This is a genomic window from Streptomyces hainanensis (assembly GCF_004348415.1).
GTDB lineage: Bacteria > Actinomycetota > Actinomycetes > Streptomycetales > Streptomycetaceae > Streptomyces > Streptomyces hainanensis.
In genome coordinates this window covers 1-17,889 of sequence record NZ_SMKI01000110.1, presented here as the reverse complement: position 1 = coordinate 17,889, position 17,889 = coordinate 1, and the positions used below count along the sequence as shown (strand labels likewise).

The window sequence follows — 17,889 nt, the reverse complement described above, 5'->3', positions numbered from 1 at the left end:
ACCACGCCCCCGTCCGCTCCGCCCCGGTCCACCCCGCAGAAGTTCGCCATCATCGGCATGGGCTGCCGGCTGCCCGGCGGCGCCAGTGACTACCGCGCCTTCTGGCAGAACCTGGTCGCCGGCAAGGACTGCCTCACCCCCACCCCGGCCGACCGCTACGACGTGACGACGCTCGGCAGCCGGGACCAGGCGAAGCCCGGCCGGCTGATCGGCGGCCGCGGCGGCTACATCGACGGCTTCGACGAGTTCGACCCGGCCTTCTTCGGGATCTCCCCGCGCGAGGCGGAACACATGGACCCGCAGCAGCGGAAGCTGCTGGAGGTCGCGTGGGAGGCCCTGGAGGACGGCGGCCAGAAACCCGGCGAACTGGCCGGCCAGGACGTGGGCGTGTTCGTCGGCGCCTTCACCCTGGACTACAAGATCATCCAGTTCGCCGACCTGAGCTTCGAGACCCTGGCCGCCCACACCGCCACCGGCACGATGATGACGATGGTGTCGAACCGGATCTCGTACTGCTTCGACTTCCGGGGCCCCAGCGTCTCCCTCGACTCCGCGTGCAGCTCCTCGCTGGTCGCCGTCCACCTCGCCTGCCAGAGCCTGGCCCGCGGCGAGACCCGACTCGCCCTGGCCGGCGGCACGTTGCTGCACTCGGCGCCGCAGTACACCATCGCCGAGACCAAGGGCGGCTTCCTCTCCGCCGACGGCAGGTCCCGCACCTTCGACGCCTCGGCCAACGGCTATGTGCGGGCCGAGGGCGTCGGCGTGGTGGCGATCAAGCGCCTGGAGGACGCGCTGCGCGACGGCGACCCGGTGCACGCGGTGATCATCGGCTCCGGCGTCAACCAGGACGGCCGCACCAACGGCATCACCGTCCCCAACGCGGACGCCCAGGTGGCGCTGATCGAGCGGGTCTGCGCGGAGGCCGGGATCACCCCCGGCTCCCTCCAGTACGTGGAGGCGCACGGCACCTCCACCCCCGTCGGCGACCCGATCGAGGCCAACGCGCTGGCCCGGGCCCTGGCCGTCGGGCGAGCACCAGGCGCCCCCTGCTACGTGGGCTCGGTCAAGACCAACATCGGGCACACCGAGTCGGCCGCCGGCATCGCCGGCCTGATCAAGACCGTGCTGTGCCTGAGGCACCGGGTGATCCCGCCGCACATCAACCTGGAGGAGCTCAATCCGAAGATCGACCGGGAGCACCTGCCCTTCCGGATCCCCACCGAGCTCACCGCCTGGCCGGCGCACGAGGGCCCGGCGCGCGCCGGGGTCAACTCCTTCGGGTTCGGCGGCACCAACGCCCACGTGCTGCTGGAGGAGGCGCCGGCCCGGGTGGCCGCCGCCCCGCCCGAGGAGGCCGCCACGGGGCCGGCGTACGCCGTCCTGCCGCTGACCGCCCGCGACCCGGTGGCCTTCCCCGAGCTGGTCACCGGCATCCGGGGCGAGCTGGCCGGCGTCAACGGCGGGCCGCCGGTCTCCCTCGACGACCTGGGGCACACCCTGGCCCACCGCAGGCAGCACCTGGAGTCGCGGCTCTCCGTCGTGTACTCGTCCCGCGCCTCGCTCGACGAGGCGCTGGCCGCCTTCGAGCGCGGCGAGGAGCATCCGCGGGTGCTGACCGGGCAGCGGCTCGACGCCGAGGAGCGCCGCCTGGTCTGGGTGTTCACCGGCATGGGCCCGCAGTGGTGGGCCATGGGCCGGCAGTTGTTCGAGACGGAGCCGGTGTACCGGGAGGCGGTCGAGCGGGTCGACGCGGAGATCGGCAAGCTCACCGGCTGGTCCCTGATCGCCGAGATGGCGGCCGACGAGGCCGACTCCGACATGGCGGAGACCTGGCTGGCCCAGCCGGCCAACTTCGCCGTCCAGGTGGGTCTGGCCGCGCTCTGGCGCAGCCGCGGGATCACCCCCGACGCCGTCGTGGGCCACAGCACCGGCGAGGTCGCCGCGTTCCACGAGGCGGGCGTCTACACCCTGGAGGACGCGGCGCGCGTCGTGGTGCACCGCAGCCGGCTCCAGCAACAGATGGTCGGCACCGGCACCATGCTCGCGGTGAGCCTGTCGGAGCGGGACGCGGCCCGCCGGGTCCGCCCCTACGGGGACCGGGTCTCGATCGCCGCGGTCAACTCGCCGACCGGGATGACGCTCGCCGGCGAGGAGGACGCGCTCGCCCAGCTGGCCGCCGAGCTCAGGGCCGAGCAGGTGTTCGCCAAGTTCCTCACGGTCAAGGTGCCGTACCACAGCGCCCGGATGGCCGACATCAGGGAGGAGCTGCTGAGCTCGCTGGCCGACCTCAAGCCGCGGCCGGCCCAGGTGCCGCTGTACCTCACCGCCCGGGAGGGCGCCCTCGCGCTCGGCACCGAGCTGGACGCCGACTACTGGTACCTCAACGTCCGCGAGCGGGTGCACTTCCGGGCCGCCGTCGACCGGCTCGCGGCCGACGGCTACGGCGTCTTCCTGGAGATCGGCCCGCACCCGGTGCTCGGCCACTCGATCCGCGAGTGCCTCGACGAGCGCGGCGCCAGGGGCGTGTCCGTGCCGTCGATCCGCCGCCAGGAGGACGAGCCCGAGCGGTTCGCCATGTCGCTCGCCACGCTGCACAACCTGGGCGTGGACATCGACTGGCGGGCACAGCACCCCACCGGCTCCCCGGTGACGCTGCCCCGCTACCCGTGGCGCCGCGACCGGTACTGGGTGGAACCGGCGCCGGTGGCGCAGGTCAGGCTCGGCCGGCTCGAACACCCGCTGCTCGGGCGGCGGTTGGCGTCCGCCGAGCCGGTGTGGGAGGCCCGCCTCGACGCCGAGGCGCTGCCGTACCTGGAGGACCACCGGATCCAGGGCAACGTGCTCTTCCCGGCCGCCGGTTACCTGGAGATGGCCACCCAGGCGGTGCGCGCGCTGACCGGCTCGACGGACGCGGCGCTGGCCGACGTCGAGCTGCGCAAGGCGCTGTTCCTGCCCGACGGCGAGGCCAACACCGTGCAGCTGTCGTTCTCCGGCGAGGGCGCCGGGTTCACCGTGGCGAGCGTCCCGCGCGGCGGCACCCAGGAGCGCGTGGTGCACGCCAGCGGCGTGGTCCGCGCCGGGCAGCGGCGCCGGCTGGGCGTCGCGCTCGACCGGGCCGCGATCACCGGGCGCGCCGCGCGCGAGCTGGCCGGGCCCGACTGCTACGCGGCGCTCGCCGACCTCGGCTACCACTACGGCCCGGCCTTCCAGGGCATCGAGCGGGTGTGGATCGGCGCGGACGAGGCGCTGGCGCTGGTCCGGCCGCCCGCGGCCATCGGGGACGACGCCGCCCGGCACCACCTGCACCCGGTGCTGCTCGACTCCTGCTTCCAGACGCTGCTCACCCCGCAACTCCTCGACGGCGGCCCGGACGACCCGGCCGACACCGGGATCCGGCTGCCGCTGTCCATCGGCGAGGTCCGCTTCGACGCCGTCGGCGACCAGCCGCTGTGGGTGCACGCCACCATCGGTCGGCGCGGCGACGACGAGTTGATCGGCGACATCACGGTCTACGACGAGGACGGCGCGCCCCTCGGGCGGATCTCCGGATTCCGGGCGGCCAACGTGGAGAAGGCCGCCACCTCGGTCGGCCTGTCCACGATCGACGGCTGGCTGACGGACGTCGCCTGGCAGGAGGCGCCGCTCGCCGCCGAGTTGGCCGAGCGGGTCCACCAGGCGCCGGGCCGGCTGCTGATCCTGGCGGACGAGTCCGGGCTCGGCGACGAGCTGGCGGCCGCGGCGCGGGCGCACGGCGGCAGCTGCCACCTGGTGCGGGCCGGCGAGCGCTACGCGCTGGGCGCGGGGCGCGACGAGTCCACCGTCGACCCGGGCTCGGCCGGCCACTTCGGCCGGCTGCTCGCCGAACTCACGGCGGCCGGCGGCCCGTTCGACGCGATCGTGCACCTGTGGAACCTGGACCTGCCGGGGTTCGAGGCCAGCGAGCGCGCCGCGCTCGGCGACCACGCCACGCTCGGCGGGTTCTCGCTGATCACCCTCGCCCAGGCGCTGCTCGACGGCGGGCACCCCGGCCGGCTGCTGGTGGTCACCCGGGGCGCGCAGGCGGCGGTCGAGGGCGCCCCGGTGGAGCCGCTCGGGGCGCCGGCCTGGGGCATCGGCCGGGTGCTGTGGTACCAGGAGCTGCCGGGGCACCAGGGGAAGCTGCTCGACCTGGAGCTCGGCGGCGGCGCCGATCCGGCGGCCAGGCAGGCCGAGGCCCGGGCGCTGCTGCGGGAGTTGGCCGCCACCGACGAGGACGAGATCGCGCTGCGCGGCGGCCGCCGGTACACCAGCCGGCTGCGGCGGGCCGAGGCGTTGAGCCGACCGCTTCCGCTGCGGCTGCGGGCCGACGGCGGCTACCTGGTGACCGGCGCGTTCGGCGCGCTGGGTCGACTGCTCTGCCGCACCCTGGTGAGACGCGGTGCCCGTCGCCTGATCCTGGTGGGCCGCACGCCGCTGCCGCCGCGCGCCGAGTGGCGCGACCTCGCCCCCGGCTCGCCGGCCGCCCGCAACGTGGCGCTGGTCAAGGAGTTGGAGGAACTCGGCGCCCACCCGGTGGTGGTGCGGTTGAGCGTCACCGACGAGGCGGCGTTCGCCGGCTGGCTCGACGAGTACCGGCGGAGCGACGCGCCGCCGATCCGCGGCGTGTTCCACCTGGCCGGGCAGGTGCGGGACACCCGGGTGCCGGAGATGGACCGGGCCACCTTCGACGGGGTCTACGACCCGAAGGTGGCCGGGGCGACGGTGCTGCACCGGGTGCTGGCGGACGAGCCGCTCGAGCACTTCGTGCTGTTCGCCTCGGTGGCCTCGGTGCTGACCACCGCCGGCCAGACCAACTACGCGGCGGGGAACGCCTTCCTCGACGCGCTGGCGCACCACCGGCGGGCCGCCGGGCTGCCGGCGCTCAGCCTGGACTGGGGCCCGTGGGCCACCGGCATGATCGAGGACCTGGGGCTGATCGACCACTACCGCAACAGCCGGGGCATGAGCTCGCTCGCGCCGGAGGCCGGCATGGCGGTGCTGGAGCGGGTGATCGGCCAGGACCGGGCGCGGCTCGTGGTGGCCACCATCGTCGACTGGCCCACGTTCCTCGCCTGGTACGACGTGCCGCCGCCGCTGGTGGCGGAGTTGGCGGCGGCCGGCAGCGGCGCGGCGGCCGGCGAGGCGAGCAGCTTCCTCGACGCCTTCCGGGAGGCCGGCGAGGAGAAGCGGTCGCTGCTGCTCACCGAGCGGTTCACCGCCCTGGTGGCCACGGTGCTGCGGGTGCCGGCGGAGCGGGTCGACCCGGCCGTCAGCCTGGGCTCGCTCGGCCTCGACTCGCTGTTGGCGATGGAGCTGCGCTCCCGGGTGCAGACCGAGCTCCAGGTGGCGCTGCCGGTGGTGGCGCTGCTGAGCAGCGCGCCGATGAGCGAGCTGGTCGCGCAGGCCCACGACGGCCTGCTCGGCCTGGTGGCGGACGGCGCGGGCGAGGGCGGCGGCGCGGTCGTCGAGCGCTTCGAGGACGCGTCGCGCTATCCGCTGACGCAGAACCAGAAGGCGCAGTGGTTCCTGAAGCAGCTCCACCCGGACGGCTTCGCGTACAACATCGGCGGCGCCGTCGAGGTCCGGGTCGAGCTCGACCCGGAGTTGATGTTCGAGGCGGTGCGGGCGCTGGTGGCCCGCCACCCGAGCCTGCGGGCCAACTTCCTGCTGGCGGACGGGCAGCCGGTGCAGCGGATCTCCTCCGAGGTCGACGTCGACCTGAAGCTGTTCGACGTCGAGGACAGCTCGTGGGACGAGATCTACCAGACGATCATCGACGAGTACCGGGCGCCGTACGACCTGGAGCGGGACCCGCTGTTCCGGTTCCGGCTCTTCCGGCGCGGGCCCGACCGGTGGCTGATCATGAAGGCCGTCCACCACATCGTCTCGGACGCCATCTCCACCTTCACCTTCATCGAGGAGCTGCTGTCGCTCTACGAGGGGCTGCGGCGGGGCCGCCGGGTGGAGCTGCCGCCCGTCCCGGCCCGCTACCTCGACTTCCTCAACTGGCAGAACGAGTTCCTGGCCGGGCCCGAGGCGCGGCGGATGCTGGAGTACTGGACGTCGCACCTGCCGCAGGAGGTGCCGATCCTCAACCTGCCGACGGACAAGCCGCGGCCGGCCGTGATGACGCACAACGGCGCGTCCGAGTTCTTCGTCCTCGACGAGGAGCTGAGCTCCCGGGTGCACGCGCTGGCCCGCGAGCACAACGTCACGGTGTTCATGGTGCTGCTGGCCGCCTACTACGTGCTGCTCCACCGGTACTCGGGCCAGGACGACGTCATCGTCGGCAGCCCGGTCACCGGCCGCACCCAGGAGGAGTTCGCCAGCGTCTACGGCTACTTCGTCAACCCGCTGCCGCTGCACGCGGACCTGGCGGGGGCGCCGTCGATCGCCGAGCTGCTCGACCAGGTGCGCACCGTCGTGCTCGGCGGCCTCGACAACCAGGAGTACCCGTTCACACTGCTGGTGGAGAAGCTGGGCCTCCAGCACGACCCCAGCCGGTCGGCGGTCTTCCAGGCGATGTTCATCCTGCTGCACCACAAGGTGGCCACCGAGAAGTACGGCTACCGCCTGGACTACATCGAACTGCCGGAGGAGGAGGGCCAGTTCGACCTCACGCTGTCGGCGTACGAGGAGGAGTCCGAGGGCCGCTTCCACTGCGTGTTCAAGTACAACACCGACCTGTTCGTGGCGGACACGGTGCGGCGGATGGCCGGGCACTACGTCAACCTGCTGGCCGAGCTGACCGGTTCGCCCGGCGACCAGCCGATCGACGGGCTGGCGATGCTCGGCGCCGACGAGCGGCGGCATATTCTCGACAACTGGAGCGGTCTCACCGAGTGGAGCGGCGCGACCCGGGTCGAGCCGGTGGCGCGGCCGGTGCACGAGCTGATCGCGGAGGTCGCCGGCGAGCACCCGGACGTGGTGGCGCTGTCGGCCCCCGCCGAGTCCGGTCCCGCCGAGCGGCTGAGCTACGCCGAGCTGGAGGCCGGCGCCGAGCTGCTGGCCCGCGGGCTGCGGGCCAGGGGCGTGGGCGAGGGCTCGGTGGTGGCGGTCTGCCTGGAGAAGTCGCCCCGTCTGGTGACCGCGCTCCTCGCGGTCCTCAGGGCGGGCGGCGCCTACCTGCCGCTCGACCCCGAGCACCCGGCGGGCCGGCTCACCTACATGGCGGACACCGCGGGCGCCGCGCTGGTGATCGCCGAGGAGCGCGGCGCCAAGCGGCTGGCCGGCGCGAAGGCGCCCGCCGTCTCGCCCGACGAGCTGCGGGCCGAGGGCGCCGCGGCGCCGCCGGCCGCGGCCACCGTGGTCGACCTCGACTCCCCCGCCTACGTGATCTACACCTCGGGTTCCACGGGCCGCCCCAAGGCGGTCCGGGTCAGCCACCGTTCGCTCGCCGCCGCCTACGCCGGCTGGCGCGCCGAGTACCGCCTCGACAGCGAGGTCGGCGTCCACCTCCAGATGGCGGCGCCCTCGTTCGACGTCTTCACCGGCGACCTGGTGCGCGCCCTGTGCTCCGGCGGCACCCTGGTGCTGATCGGCCGGGAGCTGCTGTTCAACACGGCCCGGCTCTACGACACCATGCGCGAGCAGGGCGTGGACGCCGGCGAGTTCGTGCCGGCGGTGGTCCGCGGGCTGCTCGACCACTGCGAGGCGGTCGACGTCCGGCTGGACTTCATGCGTCTGGTGGTCGTCGGCTCGGACGCCTGGAAGGTCTCCGAGTACGAGCGGCTGCGGGCCCGCTGCGGCCCCGACACCCGGGTGGTCAACTCGTACGGGCTCACCGAGGCCACCATCGACAGCGCCTACTTCGAGGGCCCGGCCACCGGCCTCGAACCGAGCCGGATGGTGCCCGTGGGCCGTCCGTTCCCCGGCAGCGCGCTCTACGTGCTGGACGCGCAGGGCGAGCCGGTGCCGGCCGGTGTGCCAGGCGAGCTGTGGATCGGCGGCTCGGGCGTGGCCCTGGGCTACGCGGGCGACCCGGAGCAGACCGCGCGGCGGTTCGTCACCCGTGCCCTGAGCCGGGAGCCGGGCGCGGCGCCGGTGCGGCTCTACCGCACCGGCGACCTGGCCCACTGGGACGCGGCCGGCGGGGTGCACCTGCTCGGCAGGTCCGACTCGCAGATCAAGGTCCGCGGCCACCGCATCGAGCTGGGCGAGGTGGAGTCCCAGCTGACGGCCTGGCCGGGGCTCGCCTCGGCCGTGGTCACCGTCCGCAGGGACGCCCGCGGCGAGGCGACGCTGTGCGCCTACTGCGTGCCGGCCGACGGCACCCCGCTCGACACCCGGGAGCTCAGGCGCCACCTGGCCGGCTACCTGCCGACATACCAGATCCCCTCCGTCTTCGTGGAGTTGGAGGCCCTGCCGCTCACCCCGAACGGCAAGGTGGACGTGGCGGCGCTGCCGGCGCCGCCGACCGACCTCGACGAGGAGGCGGCCGAGCCGCCGACCACGCTGTTCGAGGTGCGGATGGCGGAGCACTGGAAGGCGCTCCTCGGCATCGAGTCGGTGGGCCTGCACCACGACTTCTTCGAGGTCGGCGGCAGCTCCATCCGGCTGATCGAGCTGATCCACCACCTCCAGCAGGAGTTCAACATCTCGATCCAGGTGAGCCAGCTGTTCCGGGTCACCACCCTGCACGGGATGGCCCGCACCGTGGAGGACATCACCACGGGGCGGATCGCCGGCGCCCAGCCGCATCTCACGTTCAACGAGGGCACCTTCAACGGGGAGCAGGGCAGCCCGCTGTTCTGCTTCCCGCCCGCCGGCGGCCACGGCCTGGTGTACCGCCAACTGGCCGCGCGGCTGCCCGAGTACCGGTTCGTGTCCTTCAACTACCTGGCGGGCGACGACAAGGTGGCCCGCTACGCCGACCTGGTGGAGTCGCTCCGGAAGAGCGGTCCCTACGTGCTCTTCGGCTACTCGCTGGGCGGCAACCTGGCGTTCGAGGTCGCCAAGGAGCTGGAGTCCAGAGGCCGCGAGGTGTCGGACGTGATCATCATGGACTCGTACCGGATCGCGGAGGCCTTCGAGATGGGCCCCGAGCACTTCCGGGCGTTCGAGCACGAGCTGGGCGAGCACCTGCGCAAGCACCTCGGCTCGGACATCGTCGCCGACGAGACGCTGGAACAGGCCAGGGACTACCTGGACTTCTGCAGCCGTACCCCCAACACCGGCACGGTCGCGGCCGCCGTCACGGTCATCTCGGACGAGGAGAAGGTGGCGTTCTACGCGGCCGGCAAGCACGGCAGCTGGCACGCCACCTCCACCACCCACTCCGTCGTGCTGCGCGGTGCCGGGGTCCACGCCGACATGCTCGACGAGGGTCCCCTGGTCCACAACGCGCTGCTGACCCGGTCCGTGCTCACCGGAGGTGAGTCCCGTGCCGCCTGAGCGCCTCACCGACTGGAGCCGCCCGGCGTCGCCGGGCGGCCGCCCCCGGGTCGCCATCATCGGCGGCGGCGTGGCCGGTCTCGCCGCCGGCTGCTACGCCCAGATGAGCGGCATGGACACGCTGATCCTGGAGAAGCACGTGCTGCCGGGCGGCTACTGCACCGCCTGGGCGCGCAAGGGCTACCTCTTCGACTACTGCGTCGACTGGCTGAGCGGCACCGGCGAGTCGGGCGACGCGGCCCAGGTGTGGCGGGAGTTGGGCGCGCTCGACGGCAAGGAGATCGCGCACTTCGAGATGTTCAACCGGGTGATGGACGAGACGGGCCGCGCCGTCACCTTCTACAACGACCCGGACCGGCTGGAGCGCCACCTGCTGGAGCTCTCCCCCGGCGACGCGGCGCCGATCCGGCGGCTCTGCCGCTATCTGCGGGGCTTCGCGGACGCCCACCCCTACCCGATCCTCACGCCGCCGCCGCTCAAGTCGCCGCGCGAGAAGCTGAGCACGGCGCTGGCCACCCTGCCGCTGCTGCCGCTGTTCTACCGCACCGCCACCACCCAGATGGCGGAATTCGCCGAGCGGTTCGAGGACCCGCTGCTGCGCCGCGCGTTGCCCAACATCATCCTCCAGGACCCGGTGGGCTTCCCCGTGTTGCCCTACCTGTACGGCATGGCCCGGGCGCACAACGGCAACGCCGGCTTCCCGGAGGGCGGTTCGCTCGGCCTGGTGCGCTCCGTCGAGGAGCGGTACACCGCGCTCGGCGGCCAACTCGCCTGCCGGGCCCGGGTGGACCGGATCCTGGTGGAGCACGACCGGGCCGTCGGCGTCCAGCTCAAGGACGGCACCCGGATTCTCGCCGACCACGTGGTCTCCGCCTGCGACGGCAACACCACGATCAACGGGCTGCTGGGCGGCCGGTACCGCAGCCCCCGGATCGACCGGCTCTACCGGAAGATGCTGCACGACTCCGACAACCTGTTCCCGGCCGCCGTCTCCACCTACTTCGGCATCGACGGGCCGGTCGAGACCGACGACCCCCACAGCACCACCTATCTGCTGCGCCCCGAGGAGGGGGCCCGGCTCTTCGGCGGCCTCCAGCACACCATGGTGGTGCAGCTGTTCAACCACTACTGGGAGGGCTTCGCGCCGCCCGGCAAGTCGGTGGTCCGCTGCACCTACTTCAGCGACTACGAGGCCTGGAAGAAGCTCCGCACGCACGACCGCCGGGAGTACTGGTCGACGAAACGCCGGGTGGCCGACTTCCAGCGCGGATTCCTCGACCGGCTCTACCCCGGCACCGCCGAGCGGATCGAGGTCACGGACATCGCCACCCCGGTCACCGCCCACCGCTACACGGGCAACCACAACGGCACCATCTTCGCCTGGAAGCCGTTCTCGCCGGCCGACGACGAGGTCACCAAGCTGATCAACAGGGACCGGATGCGGCTGCCCGGGCTCGCCGGCTTCTCCATGACCGGCCAGTGGGTCGGCATGGGCGGCCTGATCCGGGCCGCCACCACCGGCCGCTTCACCGCCCAGTTCCTCTGCGACGAGTTCGGGCTGCCGTTCCGCCCCTCCCTCAGCGACGGGGGCGGCGGCCGGTGGCACCGGGCCAGGCTCGGCCACCTCCCCCAACTCGACACCCAGGCGCTGCGCCAGCTCAACTCCCGCTCCGCCGGCGAGGCGGAGAACAGCGACAGCGGAGGCTCCCATGCCACGTGAACGGCCCCCCGGGACCAGCGAGCGGGGCACCGGGCGTCCGAGGGTGATCATCGTCGGCGGCGGCATCGCGGGGCTGGCCTCGGGCTGCTACGCCCAGATGAGCGGCATGGACACCCGGATCTTCGAGCGGCACGTGCTGCCGGGCGGCGGCTGCACGGCCTGGGCCCGCAAGGGCTACGTCTTCGACTACTGCATCGAGTGGCTGCTCGGCACCGCCGCCGGCAACGAGGCGCACCAGGTGTGGCGGGAGCTCGGCGCGCTGGACGGCAAGTCGGTCCGGAACTTCGAGATGTTCAACCGCGTCGTCGGCGAGGACGGCCGGGCCGTCACGTTCTACCGCGACCCGGACCGGTTGGAGCGGCACCTGCTGGAGCTGTCCCCGGAGGACGCCGAGCCGATCCGCGCCTTCTGCCGCTACCTGCGGCGGTTCACCGAGCTGGAGGGCCTGTTCTCGTTCCTCAAGCCGAAGGCGCTGCTGACGCCGCGCGAGAAGCTACGCACCCTGCGCACGCTGCTGCCGGCGATGGGCCTGTTCTACCGCACGGCGACCACCCAGATGGAGTCGTTCACCGAGCGGTTCAAGGACCCGCTGCTGCGGCGGGCGTTCCCGTTCATCTTCTTCCAGGACCACGAGACGTTCCCGCTGCTGCCCTACCTGTTCAACCTGGCCGCCGCGTACCACGACAACGCCGGCTTCCCGCAGGGCGGTTCGCTCGGCCTCTCCCGGTCCATCGAGCGGCGCTACCTGGAGCTCGGCGGCGACATCAGCTACCGGGCCCGGGTGCGGCAGATCCTGGTGGAGGAGGGCCGCGCCGTCGGCGTCGAGCTGAGGGACGGCACCCGCCACTTCGCCGACCACGTCATCGGCGCCTGCGACGGCCGGACCATGATCTACGACCTGCTGGGCGGCCGGTACACCGGGCCGCGGATCACCCGGCTGTACACCGACCTGATGCACCGGCCGCAGACCATCTACCACGGCGTGGTCTCCGCGTTCGTCGGGTTCCGCGGCGACGTCGCGCCGGACGCGCCGCACAGCACCACCTACCTGCTCCGCCCGGAGGACGTCGAGCGGCTGCCCGGCGTCCTGCAGCGGAGCCTGGTGGTGCAGCTGCGGTCGCGCTACTCGGACGGCTTCGCGCCGCCCGGCCACTCGGTGATCCACTGCACCTACTTCAGCGACTACGCCTACTGGAAGTCGCTGCGCCAGGACAGCCGCCGCGAGTACCGGGCCCGCAAGGCCCAGGTCGCCGAGTTCATCCGGGACTTCCTGGACCGCGAGCACCCCGGCCTGGCCGAGCGCGTCGAGGTGCTCGACGTGGCCACGCCCGCCACCCACCACCGGTACACCGGCACCATCGACGGCTCGATCCTCGGCTGGAAGTCGTTCTCGGACGCCGACGACGTGCTGACCAAGGTCGTCAACAAGGACCGGATGCGGCTGCCGGGGCTCGCCGGCTTCTCGATGGCCGGCCAGTGGGTGCACTCCGGCGGCCTGATCTCGGCCGCCGCCTCGGGCCGGTTCGCCGTGCAGTTCCTCTGCGACGAGCTGGGCGTCCCGTTCCGCGCCTGGGAGAGCGAGGAGCGCGAGGCCTGGCACCCCGGCCTGCTCGGCCATCTCCCCCAACTCGACAAGCCCGTCAGACTCGACACGCGGTCCTAGCGGACGGCCGGAGGACACACCGTGCCACAGCCCATGTCACAGCCCACCCCACCGCGCAAGACCATGATCATCATCGGCGCGGGGCTCGGGGGGCTCTCCACCGGCGCCTACGGCCAGATGAACGGCTACGACACCCGCATCCTCGAGATGCACGACATCCCCGGCGGATGCTGCACCGCCTGGGACCGCGGCGACTACACGCTGGACTGCTGCATCAGCTGGCTCCTGGGGAACGGCCCGGGCAACGAGATGCACCAGATCTGGCTGGAGCTCGGCGCCCTGCAGGGCAAGGAGATGCGGCACTTCGACGTCTTCAACATCGTGCGCGGCCAGGACGGCAGGGCCGTGTACTTCTACTCCGACCCCGACCGCCTCGAAGCGCACCTGATCTCCCTCTCGCCGGCGGACGCCCGCCGGATCAGGAGCTTCTGCAACGGGCTGCGCTCGTTCCGGAAGGCGTTGAACGTCTACCCGTTCCTCAAGCCGGTGGGGCTGATGGGGCGGTGGGAGCGCTGGCGGATGCTGGCCTCGTTCGTCCCCTACTTCAACACCATCCGCAAGTCGATCACGGTGCTGATGACGGAGTACTCGGCGAAGTTCAAGGACCCGCTGCTGCGCGAGGCGTTCAACTTCATCCTCTACGAGAAGCACCCCAACTTCCCGGTGCTGCCCTTCTACTTCCAGCTCGCCTCGCACGCCAACCTGTCGGCCGGCGTGCCGGAGGGCGGCTCGCTGGGGCTCGCCAGGTCGATCGAGCAGCGCTATCTGCGGCTCGGCGGCGAGGTGACGTACAACGCGAAGGTCGAGGAGGTGCTGGTCGAGGACGACCGGGCGGTGGGCGTGCGGCTCACGGACGGCCGCGAGTTCCGCGCCGACATCGTGGTCTCGGCCTGCGACGGCTACACCACGATGATGCGGTTCCTCGGCGGCCGGTACACGGACGACACCTACCGCCACCTGTACACGGAGACCATCAAGGAGGAGGGGATGGTCTTCCCCGGGTACTTCACGCTCTTCCTCGGCCTGCGCCGGAAGTTCCCCGACGGCGACCCGTGCACCACCCACCTGCTCTCCGAGGCGGACGCGGCGAAGCTGCCGGGGATCAGGCACCCGAGCATCAACGTGCAGTTCCGCAGCATGCACTACCCGGAGCTGTCGCCGGACGAGACCTCCGTCGTCTACGCCACCTACTTCTGCGACATCGCGCCCTGGCGCGAGCTGCACGACGGTCCCGAGCAGAGCAGCCGCACCCGCCGCGGCGTCGAGATGCACACGCTGCCGGTGCGGCGGTCCAAGGAGTACCTGGCGGCCAAGCGCAGGGCGCGCACCGCGCTGATCGCCTGGCTGGAGGAGCGCTACCCGGGGATCAGGGACGAGATCGCCGTGCGGGACGTGTCGACGCCGCTCACCCAGGTCCGCTACACGGGCAACTACGACGGCACGGTGCTGGGGTGGCAGCCGTTCGTGGAGAGCGGCGAGACCATGGAGGAGCAGATCAAGAAGCACGGTCCCGGGCTGCCGGGGCTGCGGAACTTCTACGTCTCGGGGGTGTGGGCCACCACCGGCGGGCTGATCAGGGCGGCGGCGGCCGGCCGGCACGTGATGCACTTCGTCTGCCGGGACGACGGCAAGGAGTTCACCGCCGAGATCGACCGCTCCGCGCCGTTGCCCACCCATGTGGTGGTGCCGGTGGGCCAGCGGCCGCTGCCGGCGCCGGCGCCGCCGCCGGCACCCGCGAAGCGGCCCGTGCCCACCGGCACGTCGGCCCGCTGAGCGGGCCACCGGAAACGCGGACGGGCAACCGTGGGCCGGCTGTGGCTGGTCGCGCCCGCGCGGCGGAGCCGCCTGATGTCACGCGCCCGCGCCCCTTTCCGGGGCGCGGGCGCGGTGCCACTCCGGCCCCGACAGGACTGCTCAGCCCAGGTAGGGCACGAGCGCCGGGTACCAGCGGGCGGCGAGCTTCACGTTGCCCGCGTCGTTCGGATGCACGCCGTCGTAGGTGTCGGTGGCCGGGTTGAACCCGGTCCACTGGTCCACGGCGACGACCGGTGACTGGGCGGTGGAGATCCCCGCCGCCCAGCCAGGGATCGCCGCGTTGAGGTCGACGACGCGCTGCCCGCACTCGGCGCAGTTGGCGGCGTTCATCGGCAGGATCCGCGCCACCAACACGGTGACCTGGGGGTTGTTGGCGCGCATCTGGCCGACGAGCCGGCCGAACGCGTTCAGGATGGTGGCCGGCGAGCGGTTGCTCCAGACGTCGTTGGTGCCCAGGTGCATCATGACCACGTCCGGGTCGGTGGCGGCCAGCCAGGGCGGCAGCTGGTTCTGGTCGGCCATGGTGGTGGCGAGGATCCCGCCGTGGCCCTCGTGGTTGTCGTCGTAGGCGAAGCCGCAGCCCTGGGGGGCCTGGGTGCCGACGAAGTCGACGTTGGTGTGGCCGGCGTTCCGGAGGTCGCGCCAGAGCAGCGCGCGCCAGCAGCCGGGCGATCCGGTGATCGAGTCGCCGAGCGGCATCACGCGCACCGGGTCGGCGGCGTTCGTCGGGTCGGCGGAGTCGGCCTGGGCGGCTCCCAGGGGCGAAAGCAGGGTGACGAGCAGCGCGCAGCACAGCAGGCTGGCTCGTCGGGCGAATCGGCTCATTGGACTGCTCTCCGTGGCAGGTGGAAGTCCCGCCGGACACGCGGACCGTCCCATAGGTCCGCGTACAGCCCCCTCCGGTGTTGCATGTCATGTACCCGCCCAGAGCGTGGATGTCACATTCCGGAGCCCTGTGCCGTCTCCCTTCCAACGCCCATGGACGAAGGGAAGACCATGCTCACCAGACTGTCGGATCTCCTCCTCACACGACGCCGGTTGGTGCTGCTGGTCGCGGTGCTGCTCGCGCTGGCCGCCGGCGTCGTCGGCTCCATGGGGCTCGACCGGATGAAGGCCGGCGGCTTCGACGACCCCGGCTCCGAGTCGGGCCGCGCCGCCACGGAGTTGACCGACCGGTTCGGCCGCGACGACCTCAACCTGGCGCTGCTGGTGCGCGCCCCGGAGGGCGTCGACGACCCGGCCGCGGCGGCGGCCGGCGCCGCGCTCACCGACCGCCTGGCCGCCGAGCCCGGGATCTCGGACGTCACCTCCTACTGGGCCACCGGCGCCCCCCAACTGCGGGGCGGCGACGGCGAGTCGGCGCTGATCATGGCCTCCATCGACGGCGACGAGAACGAGGCCACCGAGCGGCTCACCGACCTCCAGCCGGCCTACGAGGGCGACCAGGAAGGCCTCACCGTCGAGATCGGCGGCGCCGCCATGGTCAACAAGGAGCTCGGCGAGCTCAGCGTCGAGGACGCGGTGCGCGGCGAGACGATCGCCTTCCCGGTGATGCTGCTGGTGCTGGTGCTGATCTTCGGCAGCCTGGTGGCCGCCGCCCTGCCGCTGGTCATCGGCGCCGTCACCATCCTGTTCTCGGTCGGCCTGCTCTGGGTCCTGTCCTCCGTCACCGACATCTCCGTCCTGGCGCTGAACGTCGTCACACTGCTCGGTCTCGGCCTCGCCGTCGACTACAGCCTGCTGATGGTCAGCCGCTACCGCGAGGAGCTGGCCGCCGGCCGGGACACCGGCGCCGCGATCCGCGTCATGATGCTGGCCGCCGGCCGCACCGTGCTCTTCTCCGCCGTCACCGTGGCCGTCACGCTCGCCTGCCTGGCCTGGTTCCCGCTACTCGCGCTCCGCTCCATCGCCTACGCCGGCGTCGCGGTCGCCCTGCTCACCGCCGTGGTCACCCTCACCGTGCTGCCGGCACTGCTCGCCGTCCTCGGCCCGCGCATCGAGAAGGGCCGCCTCCCGCTGCCGCGCCGCGCCTCCGCCCCGGCCCGCGACACCGACCTGGCGAACGGCTTCTGGCACCGGCTCTCGTCCTTCGTGATGCGCCGCCCCGTGCCCGTCGCCACCCTGGTGGCCGGCGGACTGCTGCTGCTCGGCGTGCCCTTCCTGAGCATCGAGATGGGCGCCGCCGACGAGCGGGTGCTGCCCGCGTCCAGCTCGGCCAGGCAGGTCGCCGAATCCCTGCGCGCCGACTACGAGTCGGGCGAGAGCCAGGCCCTCAGCGTGGTGCTCCCCCAAGCCCCCGAAGACCCCGACGCGGTCGCCCGGTACGCCACCGCGCTCACCGAACTCCCCGGCGTCGCCCGGGTGGACACCAGCACCGGCAGCTACGCCCAGGGCACCCAGGTCGCCCCGCCCGACGACCACCACCGCTCCTTCGCGGCCGACGGCGGCGTCCATCTCACGGTCGTCCCCGAGCCGCTGCCCACCCCCGAGACCCAGGACCTGGTCCACGCCGTCCGCGCCCTGGACGCCCCCGCCGAGGCCCTGGTGGGCGGACCGACCGCCATCGCCATGGACGGCCTCGACGCCATCACCGACCGGCTGGCCACCGCCGGCCTGACGCTGCTCGTCGTGATGTACGTGCTGCTGTTCCTGCTCACCGGCAGCGTGCTGCTCCCACTGCTCGCCATGGTGCTCAGCGCGATCGGCCTCACCGCGACCTTCGGCGCGCTGGTCTGGGGCTTCCAGGACGGCCACCTGTCCGGGCTCCTGGACTTCACCGCCACCGGCAACGTGGTCGGCACCGTGCCGATCCTGCTGTTCGCGGTCGCCTTCGGCCTCGGCATGGACTACCAGGTCTTCCTGCTCTCCCGGATCCGCGAGGAGTACGACCACTCGGGCGACCCGACCACCGCCGTGGCCCTGGGCCTGGAACGCATCGGCCGCATCGTCACGGCGGCCGCGGCCACGCTGTCCATCGTCTTCCTGGCCTTCCTGGTCTCGGACATCGTCTTCCTCAAGGCCCTCGGCATCGGCCTGCCGCTGGCGGTGCTGATGGACGCCACCCTGATCCGCGGCGCGCTGCTCCCCGCCACCATGCGCCTGGGCGGTACGGCCCTCTGGTGGCTCCCCGCCTGGCTCCGCCCCCTCCACGACCGCTTCGGCCTCCACGAGGCCCCGACCGCGGTCGCCTCGGAACCGACGAGGGAACACGCCACGGCCCGGCCCTGACACCGGGGCACGGTGCCCGTCCCGCCCACCGTCACGGGGGGTGGGCGGGACG

Annotated in this window: 6 protein-coding genes; 5 read left to right on the top strand and 1 reads right to left on the bottom strand. The window is 72.7% G+C overall.

The window, feature by feature from the left end; all coding sequences use genetic code 11:
- The 4 genes from E1283_RS12765 to E1283_RS12750 all read left to right on the top strand — a co-directional run.
- The coding region (locus E1283_RS12765) for an amino acid adenylation domain-containing protein (RefSeq protein ID WP_425086162.1) at nucleotides 1–9,411 on the top strand (9,411 nt) is incomplete at its 5' end.
- Nucleotides 9,401–11,131, top strand: coding sequence for a phytoene desaturase family protein (locus E1283_RS12760; protein ID WP_132818109.1), 1,731 nt, complete (start codon nucleotides 9,401–9,403; stop codon nucleotides 11,129–11,131). The genes E1283_RS12765 and E1283_RS12760, both read left to right, overlap by 11 nt.
- Entirely contained in the window at nucleotides 11,121–12,794 is a 1,674-nt protein-coding gene (locus E1283_RS12755; RefSeq protein WP_132818108.1) for a phytoene desaturase family protein, read from the top strand. The genes E1283_RS12760 and E1283_RS12755 overlap by 11 nt, the downstream gene beginning before the upstream one ends.
- A gap of 33 nt (nucleotides 12,795–12,827) precedes the next feature.
- Nucleotides 12,828–14,567 (top strand): phytoene desaturase family protein, encoded by a 1,740-nt coding sequence (locus E1283_RS12750; protein ID WP_132818107.1) that lies wholly within the window; start codon nucleotides 12,828–12,830, stop codon nucleotides 14,565–14,567.
- Between the two features lie 141 nt (nucleotides 14,568–14,708).
- Here E1283_RS12750 and E1283_RS12745 read toward each other — a convergent pair whose 3' ends face one another.
- A complete protein-coding gene (locus E1283_RS12745) occupies nucleotides 14,709–15,434 on the bottom strand; it encodes an SGNH/GDSL hydrolase family protein (protein WP_132818106.1) in 726 nt (241 codons plus the stop codon).
- 171 nt (nucleotides 15,435–15,605) lie between these two features.
- On the opposite strand from E1283_RS12745, the gene E1283_RS12740 reads away from it, so the two are divergent.
- A complete protein-coding gene (locus E1283_RS12740) occupies nucleotides 15,606–17,837 on the top strand; it encodes an MMPL family transporter (RefSeq protein WP_132818105.1) in 2,232 nt (743 codons plus the stop codon).
- The last annotated feature ends 52 nt before the right edge of the window (nucleotides 17,838–17,889 follow it).